The sequence below is a fragment of the Geodermatophilus sabuli genome (assembly GCF_900215145.1).
In the GTDB taxonomy this organism is placed as follows: domain Bacteria; phylum Actinomycetota; class Actinomycetes; order Mycobacteriales; family Geodermatophilaceae; genus Geodermatophilus; species Geodermatophilus sabuli.
This window is the reverse complement of record NZ_OBDO01000001.1, coordinates 69,988-86,298: the sequence shown is the minus strand read 5'-3', so window position 1 is coordinate 86,298 and position 16,311 is coordinate 69,988. Positions and strand designations below refer to the sequence as shown.

Annotated in this window: 16 protein-coding genes, 2 tRNA genes and 2 pseudogenes; 7 read left to right on the top strand and 13 right to left on the bottom strand. The window is 73.9% G+C overall.

Annotation, left to right across the window (positions count from 1 at the left end; genetic code table 11):
• Positions 1-142: 142 nt before the first annotated feature.
• On the bottom strand, positions 143-676 hold the full coding sequence (locus CRP39_RS00435; RefSeq protein WP_097203447.1) for a PaaI family thioesterase: 534 nt from the start codon (positions 674-676) through the stop codon (positions 143-145).
• Positions 673-2,229 (bottom strand): MFS transporter, encoded by a 1,557-nt coding sequence (locus CRP39_RS00430; RefSeq protein ID WP_172442191.1) that lies wholly within the window; start codon positions 2,227-2,229, stop codon positions 673-675. Before CRP39_RS00430 ends, CRP39_RS00435 begins: the two co-directional genes overlap by 4 nt.
• On the opposite strand from CRP39_RS00430, the gene CRP39_RS00425 reads away from it, so the two are divergent.
• Positions 2,228-2,671: a winged helix-turn-helix transcriptional regulator gene (locus CRP39_RS00425; RefSeq protein ID WP_097204992.1), complete on the top strand. Its 444-nt coding sequence runs from the start codon at positions 2,228-2,230 to the stop codon at positions 2,669-2,671. The two genes, CRP39_RS00430 and CRP39_RS00425, sit on opposite strands and share 2 nt — an antisense overlap.
• Before the next feature lie 52 nt (positions 2,672-2,723).
• A pseudogene (locus CRP39_RS28285) lies at positions 2,724-2,942 on the top strand (tyrosine-type recombinase/integrase); the annotation flags it as partial.
• Positions 2,943-3,034: 92 nt separating this feature from the next.
• On the opposite strand, the gene CRP39_RS26545 reads toward CRP39_RS28285, so the two are convergent.
• Together CRP39_RS26545 and CRP39_RS00415 are read right to left on the bottom strand one after the other, a co-directional pair.
• Positions 3,035-3,132: transfer RNA gene (locus CRP39_RS26545), tRNA-OTHER, on the bottom strand.
• A gap of 207 nt (positions 3,133-3,339) precedes the next feature.
• Complete coding sequence (locus CRP39_RS00415) at positions 3,340-3,561, bottom strand: hypothetical protein (protein WP_143426492.1); 222 nt, start codon at positions 3,559-3,561, stop codon at positions 3,340-3,342.
• 729 nt (positions 3,562-4,290) lie between these two features.
• On the opposite strand from CRP39_RS00415, the pseudogene CRP39_RS28280 reads away from it, so the two are divergent.
• A pseudogene (locus CRP39_RS28280) lies at positions 4,291-4,461 on the top strand (tyrosine-type recombinase/integrase); the annotation flags it as partial.
• Between the two features lie 152 nt (positions 4,462-4,613).
• Here the strand turns inward: CRP39_RS28280 and CRP39_RS00405 are convergent.
• The 4 genes from CRP39_RS00405 to CRP39_RS00390 all read right to left on the bottom strand — a co-directional run bounded on the left by CRP39_RS00405 (position 4,614) and on the right by CRP39_RS00390 (position 6,330).
• A tRNA-Ala gene (locus CRP39_RS00405) sits at positions 4,614-4,686 on the bottom strand.
• A gap of 105 nt (positions 4,687-4,791) precedes the next feature.
• Positions 4,792-5,205 (bottom strand): VOC family protein, encoded by a 414-nt coding sequence (locus CRP39_RS00400; RefSeq protein ID WP_097203440.1) that lies wholly within the window; start codon positions 5,203-5,205, stop codon positions 4,792-4,794.
• Positions 5,206-5,225: 20 nt separating this feature from the next.
• Positions 5,226-5,648, bottom strand: coding sequence for a helix-turn-helix domain-containing protein (locus CRP39_RS00395; protein WP_097203439.1), 423 nt, complete (start codon positions 5,646-5,648; stop codon positions 5,226-5,228).
• A gap of 25 nt (positions 5,649-5,673) precedes the next feature.
• Complete coding sequence (locus CRP39_RS00390) at positions 5,674-6,330, bottom strand: M23 family metallopeptidase (protein WP_245853448.1); 657 nt, start codon at positions 6,328-6,330, stop codon at positions 5,674-5,676.
• Between the two features lie 536 nt (positions 6,331-6,866).
• On the opposite strand from CRP39_RS00390, the gene CRP39_RS00385 reads away from it, so the two are divergent.
• From CRP39_RS00385 to CRP39_RS00370, 4 genes are read left to right on the top strand one after another with little or no spacing between them, the layout of a single operon-like run.
• Positions 6,867-8,459, top strand: coding sequence for a mannitol dehydrogenase family protein (locus tag CRP39_RS00385; protein WP_097203435.1), 1,593 nt, complete (start codon positions 6,867-6,869; stop codon positions 8,457-8,459).
• A 20-nt stretch (positions 8,460-8,479) separates the two neighbouring features.
• Positions 8,480-9,262, top strand: coding sequence for an HAD family hydrolase (locus tag CRP39_RS00380; RefSeq protein ID WP_245853446.1), 783 nt, complete (start codon positions 8,480-8,482; stop codon positions 9,260-9,262).
• A complete protein-coding gene (locus tag CRP39_RS00375; protein WP_097203430.1) occupies positions 9,259-10,383 on the top strand; it encodes a CDP-glycerol glycerophosphotransferase family protein in 1,125 nt (374 codons plus the stop codon). The genes CRP39_RS00380 and CRP39_RS00375 overlap by 4 nt, the downstream gene beginning before the upstream one ends.
• The gene (locus CRP39_RS00370; protein ID WP_097203429.1) at positions 10,373-11,188 is read left to right on the top strand and encodes a phosphocholine cytidylyltransferase family protein; all 816 of its coding nucleotides are present in this window, start codon (positions 10,373-10,375) and stop codon (positions 11,186-11,188) included. The genes CRP39_RS00375 and CRP39_RS00370 overlap by 11 nt, the downstream gene beginning before the upstream one ends.
• A gap of 65 nt (positions 11,189-11,253) precedes the next feature.
• Here the strand turns inward: CRP39_RS00370 and CRP39_RS00365 are convergent, their stop codons facing one another.
• The 5 genes from CRP39_RS00365 to CRP39_RS00345 are packed head-to-tail and all read right to left on the bottom strand — an operon-like array spanning position 11,254 to position 16,247.
• Entirely contained in the window at positions 11,254-12,336 is a 1,083-nt protein-coding gene (locus CRP39_RS00365; RefSeq protein WP_097203427.1) for a hypothetical protein, read from the bottom strand.
• The gene (locus CRP39_RS00360) at positions 12,333-12,989 is read right to left on the bottom strand and encodes an SCO family protein (protein ID WP_097203426.1); all 657 of its coding nucleotides are present in this window, start codon (positions 12,987-12,989) and stop codon (positions 12,333-12,335) included. Before CRP39_RS00360 ends, CRP39_RS00365 begins: the two co-directional genes overlap by 4 nt.
• Positions 12,986-13,735: a YcnI family copper-binding membrane protein gene (locus CRP39_RS00355; protein WP_097203425.1), complete on the bottom strand. Its 750-nt coding sequence runs from the start codon at positions 13,733-13,735 to the stop codon at positions 12,986-12,988. The genes CRP39_RS00360 and CRP39_RS00355 overlap by 4 nt, the downstream gene beginning before the upstream one ends.
• Positions 13,736-13,767: 32 nt before the next feature.
• The gene (locus tag CRP39_RS00350; RefSeq protein ID WP_097203423.1) at positions 13,768-15,606 is read right to left on the bottom strand and encodes a copper resistance CopC family protein; all 1,839 of its coding nucleotides are present in this window, start codon (positions 15,604-15,606) and stop codon (positions 13,768-13,770) included.
• Complete coding sequence (locus tag CRP39_RS00345) at positions 15,603-16,247, bottom strand: zf-HC2 domain-containing protein (protein WP_097203421.1); 645 nt, start codon at positions 16,245-16,247, stop codon at positions 15,603-15,605. Before CRP39_RS00345 ends, CRP39_RS00350 begins: the two co-directional genes overlap by 4 nt.
• Positions 16,248-16,311: the final 64 nt, after the last annotated feature.

Sequence of the window (16,311 nt, the reverse complement as noted above, 5' to 3'; positions counted from 1 at the left end):
ATTCCTCGAGTGCCGCGCCGACTCTCGCCGCGCGCCAGTGGCTGGGCGCATCGTCAGCCGGGCTTTCGGGCTGGCTCGGCCGTCGGGGTGGCCGGTCGGCTCGTTGGCCCGTAGCCCACGCAGGTGAGCGGCTGTCGTTGCTTCACTCCTCCGGGAGTGGGAAGACCAGGCAAGTGCTGGACGCGGTGGCGATCAACCTCCCGTGCTCGTCACGTACCTCGCCGTCGGCGAAGGCGGCTCGTCGTCCGGGTTTGGTGACCCGCCCGATCGCGGTCAGCTCGCCCTCTCCCTGCCGGACGGGGCGCAGATAGCTGACCTTGATCTCCAGGCTGGTGAAGCCCACGCCCGCGGGCAGTGTGCTGTGGACCGCGCACCCGGCGACGGAGTCCAGGAGAGTGCACACGAGTCCGCCGTGGACCACGCCGATGGGGTTGTACGCCGACTCGTCCGGCCGGCAGCGGAACTCAACCGTCCCCTCGCCCACCGAGACAGCGGTCATGGCGATCAGTCCGCCGATCGGCGCTGGCGGCAACCGGCCGTCGATCATCGCCTGCAGGTACTCCCGGCCGCTGAGGCTGCGCATCGCGCGGGCGCCGATCATCGGATCCCACCAGGAGACGGTCCTCGATCGCGGTTGTCCCCAGGCGTCGGAGAGCGACTCTGCGGGGGATCTCATGCCGCCTCCCGCGGTCGATCGTGCTGGAGCGCCGCGGCGACAGGTGTCGGTGGGACGGGCCGGGCCAGAACCGCGAGGCACACTGCCCCTGCGGCGACGAAGAGCGTGATGATCACGAGGATGCCGTACCGGAATCCGGTCAGCGGATCTGCGGCCGGGGCACCGAGGGCCGCCACCAGCCCCGCCACGCCGAGCACCGTGCCGACCTGACGGGCCATGTTCAGCACGCCGCTACCGGTGCCCAGGCGCGCCGCGGGCATCCCCACGCTGCCCGCCCCCAGGAGCGACGGGATCGCCAGCCCGACCGCGGCGCCGCCGAGCAGTTGAACCGGTAGCAGATGAGTGAGATAGGCGGGCTCAGCCTGCAGCAGCATCAGCCACACCAGCTGTGCCACGGCGCCGACCCCGCAACCAAGTGCGGCGACGCGCCCGACCCCACCCAGGAGCGAGATCAATCGGGGCGCGATCAGCCTCGCGAACGGCAGCACCATCAGCGGCCCCGGGGCGATGGCCAGCCCCGCCTGCAAGGGCGAGTAGTGCCAGACCTCGGTGAGGAACTGCACCGTGTGGAGGAGGAAGGCGCCGAAGCCCGCGTAGTAGAGCACCGACGCCGCCCCGGCGCCCGCGAACGCCCGGGACCGGAACAGGCCGGGCTCCAGCACCGGCGCCGAGTGGCGCGACGAGCGGAGGACCAGCGCTCCCGTACACAGCGCCGCCGCCAGCAGCAGGCCTCCGAAGCCTGCCGACGCCCAGCCCCACTCCGGCGCCATGACCAGGGCGCCGGCGACCGACCCGACAGCGAGCGCCAGGAACAGTGCGCCGAGCAGATCGGGGCGAACCCTCCGTGCATCGTCCCGACTCTCGGGCACCAGGCGCAGGGCGAGCAGGATCGCCACGACCCCCACCGGCAGGTTCACCCAGAACACCCAGCGCCAGCCGACCTCGACCAGTACGCCACCGATGACCGGACCCAGGGCGGCACCCAGCGCGCCGAGTGCCGACCACGATCCCAGCGCCCGAGCCCGCTGCGCCACGGGGACGACGGCCAGCAACAAGGACAACGACGCCGGCACCATCACACCCGCGCCGATCGCCTGCACCATCCGCGCCGCCACCAACCAGCCCACCCCCGGGGCCAGCCCGCACAGGAGCGATCCGCCCGTGAACACGGCAAGGCCCGCGACCAGCGCCCGCCGGCGCCCCACCTGGTCCGCCCATCGTCCGGCCGGGATCAGCACAGCCGCGAACACGATCGTGTACGCGTTGAGGACCCACGACAACTCACCCAGGCCCACCCCGACGAACTCCTCCCCGATCGACGGGAAGGCCAGGTTGACGATGAACAGGTCCAGGCCGGACATGAACACCGCGATCGCCAGTACCGCCACGATCGGCCCGGTGCCTCCGTTCGGCCCGGGCTGGGCCACGGGTGCAGACGAGCGCTTACCGAGCCCCATGACTGCCCCCAGGGTGAGTTTGAATCCTGGATGCACGGTAGCTGGTCCGGATGAGTCCGTCCAGATTCTGGACTGACCGCGGTACGCTGGCGTCATGGCCGCACCGACGGAGCCCCGCGCCTGCTCCATCGCCCGCACCCTCGAGGTGGTCGGCGAGAAGTGGGCCCTGCTGGCCGTCCGCGAGGTCTTCCTGGGCAACCGCCGCTTCGACGAGATGGTTCGGCGCACCGGCGCACCGCGGGACACGCTGACCGCCCGTCTGCGGACCCTGGTCGACTCCGGCGTCCTGCAGCGTCGCCGGTACAGCGACCACCCGCAGCGCTTCGAGTACCACCTCACTGCCGCCGGCCGGGAGCTCTACCCGGTCGTCCTGACCTTGCTGAGGTGGGGCGACGAGCACCTCGCCGGTCCCGACGGGCCGCCACTGATCCTCGAGCACGACTGCGGGCACCGCCTGATCCCCGAAGTCTCGTGCCAGGCCTGCGGAGAGGTCGTCGAGCCTGCGGACGTCACGAGGCGGTTCCCCATGAGCTCATGACCTCTGGGACCTCGACGTCCTCGACTCCCCCGTCACTGACTGGCAGGCATGGAAGGACCTGCTGCACGAGGCGGGTGCACGCGAGGTCCGCCTCCACGACGGGCGGCACACCGCCGCGACGCTGCTGCTGTCCGAAGGCGTGCACCCGCGGGTCGTCATGGAGGTGCTCGGCCACGCACAGATGCGAACGACGACGGACACCTACAGCCACGTGATGCCCGCCCTCGGCCGCGATGCGGCAGACCACATGGGAAGTGCGTTGTGGGACTGAGCTGCCACCGGAATGGCTCCAGTAGCCACCACGCTGGCACGAGAGACGACTCAGGCCGCTCTCCCCGAGGGAGAACGGCCTGGTCGATCGGGTGGAGCTGAGGGGACTCGAACCCCTGACCCCACACTGGCAGGGCGGCTGGATGCGGTTCCGCAGGATCCGCCAAAGTACATACCTACAGGTCAGCCCCGTGTCATGTCTGGAAGGAACCCCCACGAACGGCGGTGAACGCAGTGCTTTGGCCACCACGGTGGCACCAGTACCGGGCGCTTCAGTCCTCAGCTGCGCCTTTGGCATGTTGACCCGGTGAGCCTCATCGCGACGCACCAGAGCTCGGACGTGCACCCCGGCCACAGAGCGCCCTCGGCGGGCTCCCGACCGCCGGCGCTGGCCTCCATCAGGCCATGCGGAGCCCGACGACAACGTCGCTGTCGTTACCCTTGCCGGCCGGATGCGCCTCCATCCCGCTGAGGAGCCGCACCGTCTGCCAGCTCCCAGGCGCCCATGCTCGCGTCAGAACGCCCTCCAGGGAGAGTGCGACCAGCGCGCCGCCCTCGGTGGCCAGCATCCCCGCCTCGATCCGCTCCTCCGTGCCGTCCGCCGCCTGGACCAGCCACACACCGGGCATGCTGTGCTCCCCTCGAGGCGCCGCGTCTCAGCGCCGTCCCCGAACACAACGGGGCTGGATGCGGGGGGGCAACTTGAGCCGGGCGCGGCATAACCCCTGGTTACCGGAACAGTATCGTGCGGCATCGCGCTGCGGCGGAGGTTCATCGTGCGGCTCCGGACGGCGGTGCTGCTCCGGCCCGCCCCGCCTGTACTGATACAAGCGGTCGGCCAGTGGCCGATGCCTGATCGGCGCGGTGCCGCAGCGCAGCCGCGTCGCGCTGCCGACGGCGCACGCTCGGGTGATGTCCCCGCCCGAGGGCGCAACAACCGGGCCTCTGCAAGTAAGAGTGACCTGATGGTGGTCAGACCACCTCGGAAAGCGGTCAGGAGCCGCTCTGAATTCCTCCGGAACGGCCCCTGGCTGTCCTGTCGGGCTAACAGGATGTGAACCTGCGAACCCTTGCCCCCCAGTCACATTCGAGGGGTTTCCTGCGGTTCGCCCACAGTTCTATCAGTGCAGGTCAATGGCCCGGGATGTCCGTCGGCGTCCGGTCTTGTTCGCCGCCGTTCGGAACGCGCTGCTGTACCCGTTGCTGTATCTCTCCCCCGTGCTCGGGCGTGTCACGCCCATGCCAAGTCGTGTGCTGAGAACGCGCCGAACAGAGCGGCAGTCCCCGGGAGATTGACGGGCTCGAGTCGTCACCATCCCGCCAGGCGTGCCCGGCGACTCTCTCGCCCAATGAGGCTGAGCGACTACTGGATGAGGCCTGTAGCGCCGCCGACTTCCTCCAGTTTCCGCCTGCACGACGGGCGGCACACCGCGGTGACCCTGCTGCCGTCCGAGGGGGTGCACCCCCGGGTCGTCATGGAGGTGCTCGGCCACGCGCAGATGCGCACGACGATGGACATCTACAGCCACGTCATGCCGGCGCTGGCGCGGGAAGCCGCCGACCGGATGAGCGCCCTGCTGCTGCCAGGTAAGGGTGGGCAAACTGCAACCACAACTGCAACCAGAGACGACTCAGGCCGCTCCCCAGAAGGAGAACGGCCTGGTCACTTGGGTGGAGCTGAGGGGACTCGAACCCCTGACCCCCACACTGCCAGTGTGGTGCGCTACCAGCTGCGCCACAGCCCCGTACCGACCCGGTCTGGTGCGTCCGAGCCGTCGACAACTGTACAGGGCCGCGGCGGGCGCCCGGCGCAGGGGGTGGGTGACGACGCCTACATCGTCCTCCCGGGATCAGCCCTGCTTCATCTGAGCGATCCGGATGTGGTTGCCGAACGGGTCGCGCAGGCCGAAGTCGATGCCGTACGGCTGGTCGACCGGCTCCTCGGTGATCTCCACGCCCTTCGCCCTCAGCTCGGCGTGGGTCTTGTAGGCGTCGTCGCAGGCGAAGAAGAGGTGCCCCCCGGCCACGCCCTTGCTGATCGCCTCGCGCACCTGCGCGGCGGTCTCGTCGCTCATCGAGGGCGGCCCGGGCTTCTCGAGGAGGACGGCGCGGTCGGGCTGGCCCGGCAGGTTCACGGTCAGCCAGCGCATCGGACCGAAGTCCATGTCGGACTGGACCTCGAAGCCGAGCTTGCCGACGTAGAAGTCGAGCGCCTGGTCCTGGTCGGGGACGTAGATCTGGGTGATGGTGATCGCGGTCAGCATGGGGACGACGCTAGAGACGATCACGTCCCGCGCACTTCTCCGAAACTGCTCGGCCGCGACCACGCCATGGCGAAGCAGGAGGGGGCGAGCGGCATCGGCCCCCGCCGCCGGTACAGCGAGGGCGGCTCCCCCACGACGTCCCGGAACACCCGGCTGAAGGTGCCCAGACTGCTGAACCCGACGTCCATGCAGATGTCGGTCACGCTGCGGTCGGTGGAGCGCAGCAGGAACATCGCCCGCTCCACCCGGCGCCGCTGCAGGTACCGGTTGGGCGTCTCCCCGAAGGCGGCCCGGAAGGTGCAGATGAAGTGCGCCTCGGAGATGTGGGCGATACGGGCCAGCGTCGGGACGTCGAGCGGCTCGGCGTAGGCGCGGTCCATCGCGTCGCGGGCACGGAGCAGGCGCCGGTTGGCGTCCTCGGCGGCGGCTCCCACGACCGGCATCCCACCACGCCGCGCGGAGGACGGGTCAGACGTCGACGCCGCGGTCGGCCAGCCACGGGAGCGGGTCGATGCGCTTGCCGTTGATGCCGCCCTTGTGCACCTCGAAGTGCAGGTGCGGACCGGTGGACTGCCCGCGGTTCCCCAGCAGGGCGATGGTCTCCCCCGCCTCCACGTACTGGCCGGGCTCGACCAGGATCTTGTCCATGTGGCCGTAGACGGTGACGTCGCCGTTGTCGTGGAGGATGTACACGGCGAGGCCGAACCCGCTGGCGGAGCCGGCGCGCAGGACGACGCCGTCGACGGCTGCGTACTCCGGCGTCCGCATCGGTGCGGCGAGGTCGATCCCGTAGTGGAACGTGCCCCAGCGGGCCGCGAACGTGCTGGTCAGCCGGGCTCCGGCCACCGGCAGCACCGCTCGCGGCCGGGCCGCCTCGCGCGCCGCCTCGGCAGCGGCCGCCTCCGCCTCGGCGCGTGCCGCCCGGGAGGCGGCGACCTCGTCCAGCCGGGCCTCGGCCTCGGCCACGGAGATCGAGGCCTGCGGGAGCAGCTCGACGTCCTCCTCGGCGGTGAGCAGGTCGGTCTGGGCCGTCAGCACCGACGTCGCACCGGCCGCGGCGTCGGGCGCACCGGTGACCCCGGTGACCCCGGCGACCAGCCCGCCCGCGACCAGGGCGGCCAGCAACAGCGGCGCGCGGCGCGGACCCGAGAGCGGCCGGCGAACGGCCGCGGCCGGGGCGCCGGGAGCTCGACGGGAGGGGGGAGCGGAGGGCTCCGTCGAGCTCGTCAGGCGTCGCCGTGCGGCCATGTACCTACCCGCCTCGTGGGAGAAGGCCCGTCGCTGGGCCCGATGGGGTCACACCCATCCAAACACTCCGTAACTCGTTCGTGACCCTCCGCACGGCGCGTCGTGCACAACACGCCGCTGTGTCGTCTCCCACACACCAGAGGTGTCGCCCGCGCGGAAGAACGGGAGAGTTTGGAACCGGCGCGTTCCGGCTACTCCGGGTCTCCGGCGTGAAACCGTCCGCGTTCGGATGCCTCGCGATCCCCGTCGCAACCTGAGCAGCCGAGTGGTCATGGAAGCTCCCGCCGTGTAGTCATGATCGACGCTGCACCACCTGTTGCCGCCCGCCGACCGACCGGCGGGACGGAGACGACGGACCAGGACTGCTGCGAGGGGGCGACCGCACCGCACACACGAGAGAGGACCGATGCTGCATGGCGAGTCCGGAGCGCTCCCCCGCACCGCGAGCACTGCCCCGCCCGGACACGCCACCCGTCGCCCTGACGGTCCCGCCGGCCGACCGTCCCGAGATCCGGCCCCTCAGCCAGGAGACCCTGCGCAGCCACGGCGCCCGGCTCACGGTGCCCACCTACGACCGCGCAGCCCTGACGCCGGCCGTGGTGCACCTCAGCGTGGGCGGCTTCTCCCGCGCCCACCAGCTGCTCTACTTCGACGAGGTCGCCGAGCGGCGCATCTCCGACGCGTGGGGCGTCGTCGGCGTCGGCCTGCGCCACCGCGGCATGCAGGCGGCACTCGCCCCGCAGGACCACCTCTACACCGTCGTCGAGCGCGGCCCCGACGGTGAGCGGGCCCGCGTGGTCGGGGTCATGGTCGACTACCTCTTCGCCCCGGACGCGCCCGCAGCCGTGGTCGACCGGCTGGCCGACCCGCGCACCCGGATGGTGACCCTCACGATCACCGGCGCCGGCTACCGGCTGGATCCGCACTCCGGCGAGTTCGACCCCGACGACGCCGACGTGCTCCGCGACCTCGCCCACCCGCACGCCCCGACCACGGTGTTCGGCTACCTCGTCGAGGCGCTGGACCGCCGCCGCCGGGCCGGCCTGGCACCCTTCACCGTCGTCTCCTGCGACAACGTCCACCGCAACGGCGACGCCACCCGACGCGCCGTCGTCGGGCTGGCCCGGCTCCGCGACGAGGTGCTCGCTCGCTGGATCACCGACCGCGTCGCCTTCCCCAGCAGCATGGTCGACCGGATCACCCCGCAGACCTCCCCGGAGGAGCGGGCCGCGGTCGCCCGGCGGTACGGCGTCGACGACCGCTGGCCGGTCATCACCGAGCCGTTCTCGCAGTGGGTCATCGAGGACACGTTCAGCAACGGCCGTCCCCCGCTGGACGAGGTCGGAGTCCGGTTCGTCACGGACGTCGGGGACCACGAGCTGATGAAGACCCGGCTGCTCAACGCCAGCCACTCGGCGCTGGGCTACCTGGGGTCCCTGGCCGGGTACGGCCGCATGGACGAGCTGATGACCGACCCCCTCTTCGTCGCCTACGTCACCCGGCTGATGGACGACGAGGTCACCCCGCTGCTCCCGCCGCCCGACGGCGTGGACCTCGCCGGGTACAAGCGCACCCTGGTACAGCGCTTCGCCAACCCGGCGATCGCCGACGGGCTGCCGAGGCTGTGCCGGCGCGGGTCGACCAAGCTGCCGCACCACCTGCTGCCCTCGCTGCGCCAAGCCCTGGCCGGGGGCCGGCCCCGCCGGCTGCTCACCCTCGCCGTCGCCGGCTGGTGCCGGTACCTGCGCGGCGCCGACCCCGCCGGCCGGCCGCTGCCGATGGAGGACCCGCGCGCCGAGGAGCTCCAGGCGCTCGCCCTCGCCGGCGGCAGCGACCCGCGGCCGCTGCTCGCCGTCCGGCCGGTGTTCGGCGACCTCGGGGACCTCCCGGAGTTCGTCGCCGACCTCGGCGCGGCGCTGGAGCAGCTGGACCGCGACGGCGTCCACCGGACGATCGCCGCCGCCCTCGCCGCCGGCCCGGCCCTCCCCCTGCCCCTCCCCCGATGACCCCTGGAGGAACTCCCCCGATGCCTGCCCTCCCCGAGACGCTCGTCACGCGCCTCGAGGCCCTGCTCTGCGACGCCGACGGCAACCTGTTCCCCTCCGAGGAACCTGCCTTCGACGCCTCCGCGGAGGTGACCAACCGCTTTCTCGCCGAGCTCGGCGTGGACCTGCGCTTCACCGCCGAGGAACTGCGCCTGGCCACCACCGGCATGAACTTCCGGACGACGTCGCGCCGGCTCGCCGCCGAGGCCGGGCAGCCCGACGTCGACGTCGAGCCGTGGGTCGCCGAGGAGAAGCGCGCGGTCACCGCCCACCTGGGCGCCACCCTCACGCCCCACGCCCCCACCACCGACGCGCTCACCGCGCTGTCGACGCACCTGCGGCTGGCCGCGGTCAGCTCCAGCGCGCTCACCCGGCTCGACGCCTGCTTCACCGCGACCGGGCTGGCCGGCCTCATCCCGCCGGAGATCCGCTTCAGCGCGGAGGACTCGCTGCCGGTCCCGACCAGCAAGCCCGACCCCGCCGTCTACCTGCACGCCTGCGAGCGGCTGGGCATCGCCCCCGAGGCGGGGCTGGCCGTCGAGGACTCCGTGCCCGGGGCGCTGTCCGCCGTGCGGGCCGGCTGCCCCACCGTCGGCAACCTGCTCTTCGTCGCCGAGGCCGAGCGCGCGGAGCGGGCGGCCGCGCTCACCAACGCCGGCGTGCTCGTCGTCGTCGACTCCTGGGGGGAGCTGGCCGACCTGCTGCTCCCCGTCCTGACCCGCCGGACCGCCACCGGCCTGATCCCGACCGCAGGTGCCCGGTGAACATCGTCTACGTGGCCTTCCGCGGCCACTTCTCCGACAGCCCGCGCGCCATCTACGAGGCGCTGCTGGACCGCGACGTCGACGCCACCCACACGTGGCTGTCCGCGCCGCACACCCGGGCCAGCTTCCCCGACGACGTCGCGACGACGACCTTCGGCAGCCCGGAGTCGATCGCCGCACTGGAGGATGCCGACCTGGTCGTCTCCAACGACCACATCCCCCTGGACTGGGAGAAGCGGCCGGGGGCGACCTACCTGCAGACCTGGCACGGCACCCCACTCAAGCGGATCCACAACGACGTCCGGTGGGCGCCGGAGGGCCGGCTGGCCTACCTCGAGCACGACATCGCCAAGTGGGACCTGCTGCTGTCGCCCAACGCCGCGAGCACCCCGCGGCTGCGCCGGGCCTTCGGGTACACCGGCGCCGTCCACGAGACGGGGTACCCCCGCAACGACCTGCTCAGCAGCCCGCAGGCCGACGAGGTCCGCGCCACCGTCCGGGCCGACCTCGGGATCTCCGACGACCAGACCGTCGTCCTCTACACCCCCACCTGGCGCGACGACCTGGTGTTCAACAAGACCGGGCCACAGGACTTCGAGTTCCCCGTCGACCTCGAGGACTTCACGGCCCGCCTCGGCGACGACCACGTCCTGCTGCTGCGGCTGCACAACATGGTCATGGACCGGCTGGAGGTCGTCGACGGCTCGCCCGTCCGCGACGTCTGCGGCCACCCCGACATCCGCGAGCTCTACGCGGCCGCGGACGCCATGGTCACCGACTACTCCTCGACCATGTTCGACTTCGCCATCACCGGCCGGCCGATGCTGTTCTTCACCTACGACCTGGCGTACTTCCGCGACGAGCTGCGCGGGTTCTACTTCGACCTGGAGGACGTCGCCCCGGGTCCGCTGCTGTCGACCAGCCGGGAGCTGGTCGACGCGATCGCCGACCTCGACGCGGTGACCGCCCGGCACGCGGAGCGCTACGCCCGGTTCCGCGAGACCTTCTGCCACCTGGAGGACGGGCACGCCACCGAGCGCGTCCTCGACCTGCTCTTCCCGTCGGACCCGTCCGCCGGAGCCACCACCACGACCCGAGGAGGGGACGACAGTGCTCGCTGAACGCGCCGCGACCGCACACCGGGGCCTGACCACCACGCTGCCCCCGGCCCCGGCCCCGGACCGCCTGCCCGCGCCCGTCCAGGTCGTGATCCTGGCCGCCGGCATGGGGACCCGGCTGGGCCGGCCCTGGCCCAAGCCGCTCACCCCGCTGCACGACGGGCGCAGCATCCTGCAGCGCCAGCTCGACGGGCTGCGCACCGTCCTCGGGCCGACGGTCGACGTGACCGTCGTCGTCGGGTTCAAGGCCAAGCGGGTCATGCAGGCGGTGCCGGACGTACGGTTCGCCTACAACCCCGACTACGCCGTCACCAACACCTCCCAGAGCCTGTTGCGCGCGCTCCGGGCCACCCGCGACGGCGGTGTCCTGTGGCTCAACGGGGACGTCGTCTTCGACCCGGCGGTGCTCGAGGCAGCCCTGCCCGCGCTGCGGGCCGACGAGAGCTTCGTCTGCGTCGACACCTCCAGCGTGGCCGACGAGGAGGTCAAGTACACCCTCGACGCCGAGGGCTGCATCGCCGAGCTGTCCAAGACCGTCGTCGGCGGCCTCGGCGAGGCGGTGGGCATCAACCACGTGTCCGCGGCGGACAAGCCGGTGCTCATCGAGCACCTCGCCGCCTGCAGCGCCCAGGACTACTTCGAGCGCGGCATCGAGACGGCGATCCTGGCCGAGGGGCTGCGCGTCAAGCCGCTGGACATCTCCCGCTTCTCCGCCGTCGAGGTCGACTTCGAGGCGGACCTGGAGCGGGCCAACGAGCTGTTCGCCGCCCGGGCCCACCTGCACCCGGTGCCCGCCGACCCGGCCTGAGGGAGGACCCCGTCCGGCCCACCCCTCGCACGCCCGGGGCGGTGCCCCGGGGAAGGGCGAGGAGACTAGCCGACGGGCTGGGGCTCCCCGGCGCGTGACTGCGTGCGTCGGGGGCCCTCCGGCTCCCGGAACCGCCGGACCGCGGCGACTCCGCCGAGCACGCAGCCGGCGCCGAGCGCGACCAGCACCGCGACCGCGGCGCGGGCCGGCAGCGCGGGGCCGGTCGACAGCACGTGCGCGGTCCACAGGACGTCGACGTCGGGCAGCCCCTGCACGAGCAGCAGCCACCCGAGGACGACGGCCAGCAGGCCGGTCATCGCCCCGCGACCCCGGCGGGAGGCCACGAACCCGAGGACGGCCACCCCGACGGCGGTGAGGCCTGGCAGCAGGGCCGAGGCGAGGGCGCCGGCGTGCGACGAGACGCTCGCCGGGGGCTCCGGGGTGGCCAGTGCGTGCCACAGCGCCGCGACGCCGCCCAGGAGCAGCAGGGCGCCCAGCGGTCGCGGGCCGCGGGCGAGCAGCCCGGCGGCGACGGCGGCCAGCGCCAGGACGGCGTACAGCGGCCACACCACCCACGGCGAGGGTGGGGGGCTCCAGGTCAGCTCGCCGCGCACCTGCACCGGGCTGCCGTCGTACGCCATCGGCACGACCCACTCCGACACCAGGTGCTTCCGGGTCGGGTCGGCCGCCACCGCCGGCGGCAGCAGGTCCTCGCTCATCCAGTGCGTGCGGTGGTCGTGCCACACGTACTCCGGCTCGGTGGAGACCTGCACCCACTCCGGCTCGGCGGCGGGGTCGGCGCCCGCCGGCAGTGTGGTGCGCCCGTACCGGTCGAGGTTGATGTAGGTGGCCGGGCTGTGGGCGTTGCGCCAGACGCCGTCCGGGCCGATCCGCAGGTACGGCTCGTCGGAGTAGCCGGGCACCTCGACGTCGACGGCGGTGCCGTTGACCACCTCGAACTCGTCGCCGAAGGACAGCACCCGCACCGAGACGCCGGGCAGCTCCGGTTGCACCGCGAGGACCCGGCCGTCGAAGTCGCTGCCCGCCGCGCCACCGCCGACGTGGGCGACGGCCGGCCCGGCGACCAGCAGGGTCGCCAGCGTCCCGAGGAGGACGACGAGCGCGCGGGCGGACAGCCGCCGGGTCACGCCCCGGCCACCAGGGTGAGGTCGCCGGCGATGTCCCGGCTGGTGTTCCCGCCGTTGAACGCGACGTGCGCGAGGTCGTCGGCGCCGTACAGCAGCAGCAGCGAGGAGTGCAGCCGGCCGGAGTCCTCGGCCAGCGGCACGCCCGCCGCCAGCTGCGCCTGGTCGATCGCGGACTGCTCGCCGGTCAGGCCGGTGAAGCGGTTGGGCAGGTCGGCGTCGAAGCGGCCCAGGTACTCCGCCAGGACCTCCGGGGTGTCGAACGCCGGGTCGGTGGTGACGAAGACCACCTGCACCTGCTCGGCCAGCGCGCGGTCCAGGCCGCGCAGCGCGACGGCGACGTCGGCCATCGTGGTCGGGCAGATGTCCGGGCAGTTGGTGTAGCCGAAGAACAGCAGCGTCGGGGTGCCGGCGGTGGCGGCCGCGAAGTCGTAGGCCGCCCCGCTGGTGTCGGTCAGGGTGAACGACGGCCGCTGGTAGGGATCGGGCAGGTCGACGCCGGCGAAGCGGTCCTCCGGGCCCTCGACGACGGCGGCGCTCCCCGCGTGGTCGTGGCCCTCGCCGTCGTCGGCGGTCCCACCCTCGCCGCAGCCGGCCAGCAGGATCCCGGCCGCGGCGACCAGGGCGGCCAGGCGGCTGCGGCGGTGCGGCGTCACGAGGACACGGTACGACGCCCGGCACGCCACCCGAGGGCGACGCCGACGATGCCGAGCAGCAGGGCGACGATCGACAAGACGAGCGCGACGGTGCCCGTGCCGGAACCCTCGTCCGCGACCGCCTCGCCGGAGGCGGCGGTGTCGGTCGCGACCGCGCCACCCTCGGCCGACGCACCCTCCCCTGCCGGGGAGGCGGCCAGCGAGAGCACCGGCGCGGGCCGCTCGGGCTCGGGCTGGCCGTCGACGGTCGGCTCGATCCAGGCCGCCTCGGTGCCGTCGCTGTAGGTCTGCACGGCCGGGAGGGTCAGCGCGTCCGCCTCGGGGAACGGCCCGCCGGAGAGGGCGAACTCCTGGAACTCCCCCGGCCGGATGCCGCCGCCGTCCTCGGCGCGGAACTCGACGACCGACACGTAGGAGGTGACCTGCTGGCCGTGGTTGTCCAGCGGCGTGGCGAGGTCCGAGCGGGTCAGGGTCACCGTCCAGCCGGGCAGGGGCTGGGTGCGCAGCGAGGCCATCGCCGCCTCCTCCGGGATGGAGATGCGCAGCGCCACGGTGCTGGCCGTGTCGCTCTCGTTGGGCACCCGGAAGACCAGCTTGCCGAACCCACCGGGGGCGCCGTCGGCGGATGACACCGTGACGTGCGCCGAGGCCGTGGTGGGGCCCGCGACGGTGGCGGCCAGCGCCACGAGCACGGCCAGGACGACGACTCCCAGCCGGGCGAGCGGGCGGGGCAGGGTTGTGGACACGGTTCTCCTGTCGGGTCGGGGCGGTGCGCGGGTCAGCGGACGGCGAGGGTGGTGCTGGCCGTGCTGGCGGTGAACTCGTCGAGGCGGATCGTCACCGCGAGGGTCCAGGTACCGGCGCCGGGGATGGCCATCCCGTCACCGACGTAGTGGCCGGGCCCGGCCGGTTCGAGGTCGACGTCGATCGGCCCGATCTCCTGGCTCGGCTCGGTGAGCGTCACCCGGATGTCGACCGGCTGGGCCAGCTGCCCGGTGTCGTCGAAGTAGTAGACGTGCAGGGTGTTGGGCCCGGTCGTGGCCGGGTCGACCGACACCTGCACGCTCCCGTCGGTCCCGGCCGTGGACTCCAGCGGCAGGGTCACGTCGACCGGCCGGCTCACCTCCGCCCGGGCCGGCGGGGTGCCCACGAGCACCGACGACAGCGCGACGACGACCAGGCCGATCCCCAGCTCGGCCAGCACGGAGCGGCGCAGCGACGAGCGCTCCGCCGCCGCGGCACGGGCCTGCACCTCGGCGCGGGCACCGGCGGCCGTCGCCACGGCCGGGTGGGTCGTGGGGTCGCCGCCGCCGGGACCGGCGGCGGCGGCGAAGGCGTGCGCGGTCACCCGGCGCCGACCCGCGGGACGCGGGCGGGACACCCCGAGGTGCTGCTGCACCCACACCCGTGAGATGCCGGAGGCGGCGAGCAGGAGCAGCACCAGGGCCAGCTTGGCCAGCAGCACCCAGCCGTAGGTCGTCGTCACCAGGGCGACGGGTGAACCGACCTCCCGCACCCCCTGCACGACGCCGGTGACGACCAGCGCGGTCACCGAACCCGCGGCCAGCCGGGAGAAGGGGGGCAGGGCGGCGGCGAGGTCGGCCGCCGGGGCGTCCTCGCGGAGGACGCCGGCGAGCAGGCCCACGAGGCCGCCCAGCCACACCGCCATCGCCGCGACGTGCACGGCGGCGGCGGCCACCGCCAGCACCGGCCAGGCTCCCGCCACCGGGTGCCCGACGGCCGCGGTGGCGAGCACCAGCCCGGCGGCCAGGGCGCCGCCCCCGGCCAGCACCGCCGGCGCCGGCGGTGTCCCGCGCCGCCACACCGGCCGCAGCAGCGCCAGCAGGGCGAGGGCGAGCGCCGCCCGCACCAGGAGCGTGACCCCGTTGGCCGAGGACGCGGTGGCGCCCAGCAGCGCCGGGTCGGCCACCGACCGCACGCCGCTCCCGGCGGAGTAGGGCCCCTGCAGCAGGAAGCTGAGGACGGCGCCGCCGGCGACCGCGGCCAGCCCCCTGGTGACCAGTCCGCGCAGCCGGGGCGACGCCCAGCCGGCGGGCCAGCCGGCCAGCAGGAGGACCGGCACGCCGAGGCCGAGGGCGAGACCGGCGTAGCCGAGCCAGCGGGCCAGCGGCAGCAGGACGGCGACCACCGGGTCGGTGCCGGCGGCCTCGTCGCCGGCACCGGCGGCGAGGAGCTCGCCGTCGCCGACGACGAAGGAGAAGGCCCCCGAGATCGGGTGCGAGTCGGCCGAGACCACCCGGTAGGTGACCAGGTAGCCGTCGTCGGTCAGGCCGCTGCGCAGCGGGACGACCACCGTGTCGCCCTCGACGGTGGCGGCGCCGGCGTCGACCCGCTCCCCCGCCGCGTCGAGCACCCGGGCGTATCCGGCACCGAGGGACACGCCCTCGCTGAAGGTGAGCGTCACCTCCGGGGGCGCCTGCTCGAGGCGAGCGCCCTCCCCCGGCGCGGTGGTCACCAGCTCCGCGTGCGCGGCGGCGGGCGGCGCGGCGAGCACCCCCGCCCCCAGCCACGCCCCGAGCAGCGCGAGGAGGAGCAGCGGCGCCGCCGGGGACCGGCGGGCGCCGGCCCGCCCCCGGGAGCTCGCCGGCGCGGTCACGCGGGCACCCGCTCGCGGGCGACGGCCGGCACCGGGCGGCGGCGCCGGCCGCGCCAGGCGACGGTCGCGACCAGGGCCACGCCCACGAGCACCAGCAGGTGGACGACGGCACGGTCGGCGTGCACGTGCCCCGCCCGCAGGTCGGCGACGGTCAGGGCGGTGAGCAGGGCGGCGAAGGTGCCGAGGAACGGCAGGGCGCCGGCGGCCAGGCGCGGGGCGGCGGCGACGGCGAGGAACGCCGCCGCGACGCCGAGGTTCCAGGCGCCGGTCTCGTGCGCCACGTGCACCGGGGCGCTCATGGCCGCGGTGCCGGTGGTCAGCGAGGGCCAGGCGAACGCGGCCTGGGCGACCCCCACGGCCAGCAGCGCCAGCCGCAGCGCGGTGGCGGCCAGCCGCGCGCGGGCGGCCGCCACGGCGCCCGGCAGCTCGCGGGGCAGCGCCGCCAGGACGGCGGCGGTGAGGTCGGGCACCGGCGGGGCGGGCGCCAGGCGGGCGCGGCGGGTGACCAGCTCGGCCTGGCGGGCCCACCCGGCACAGCCGGCGCAGCCGGCGAGGTGCTCGTCGAGCTCCGCGGCGGGCAGGGCGGCCGACTCGCCGTCCAGCCGGGCGGAGAGCGCCTCGCGGTAGGGGGTGCACTGCATGATGGGGTAGTCGTCGCGCAGGTGCGGTTGGTTCCCCCACTTTCGGGATCGGCCCGGACGGCGG

Bases quoted from the DNA above. Each gene is read 5' to 3' on its own strand.
- CRP39_RS00435 (WP_097203447.1), bottom strand. From the start codon at position 676: ATGAGATCCCCCGCAGAGTCGCTCTCCGACGCCTGGGGACAACCGCGA.
- CRP39_RS00425 (WP_097204992.1), top strand. From the start codon at position 2,228: ATGGCCGCACCGACGGAGCCCCGCGCCTGCTCCATCGCCCGCACCCTC.
- CRP39_RS00430 (WP_172442191.1), bottom strand. From the start codon at position 2,229: ATGACGCCAGCGTACCGCGGTCAGTCCAGAATCTGGACGGACTCATCC.
- CRP39_RS00400 (WP_097203440.1), bottom strand. From the start codon at position 5,205: ATGCTGACCGCGATCACCATCACCCAGATCTACGTCCCCGACCAGGAC.
- CRP39_RS00395 (WP_097203439.1), bottom strand. From the start codon at position 5,648: ATGCCGGTCGTGGGAGCCGCCGCCGAGGACGCCAACCGGCGCCTGCTC.
- CRP39_RS00385 (WP_097203435.1), top strand. From the start codon at position 6,867: ATGGCGAGTCCGGAGCGCTCCCCCGCACCGCGAGCACTGCCCCGCCCG.
- CRP39_RS00380 (WP_245853446.1), top strand. From the start codon at position 8,480: ATGCCTGCCCTCCCCGAGACGCTCGTCACGCGCCTCGAGGCCCTGCTC.
- CRP39_RS00345 (WP_097203421.1), bottom strand. From the start codon at position 16,247: ATGCAGTGCACCCCCTACCGCGAGGCGCTCTCCGCCCGGCTGGACGGC.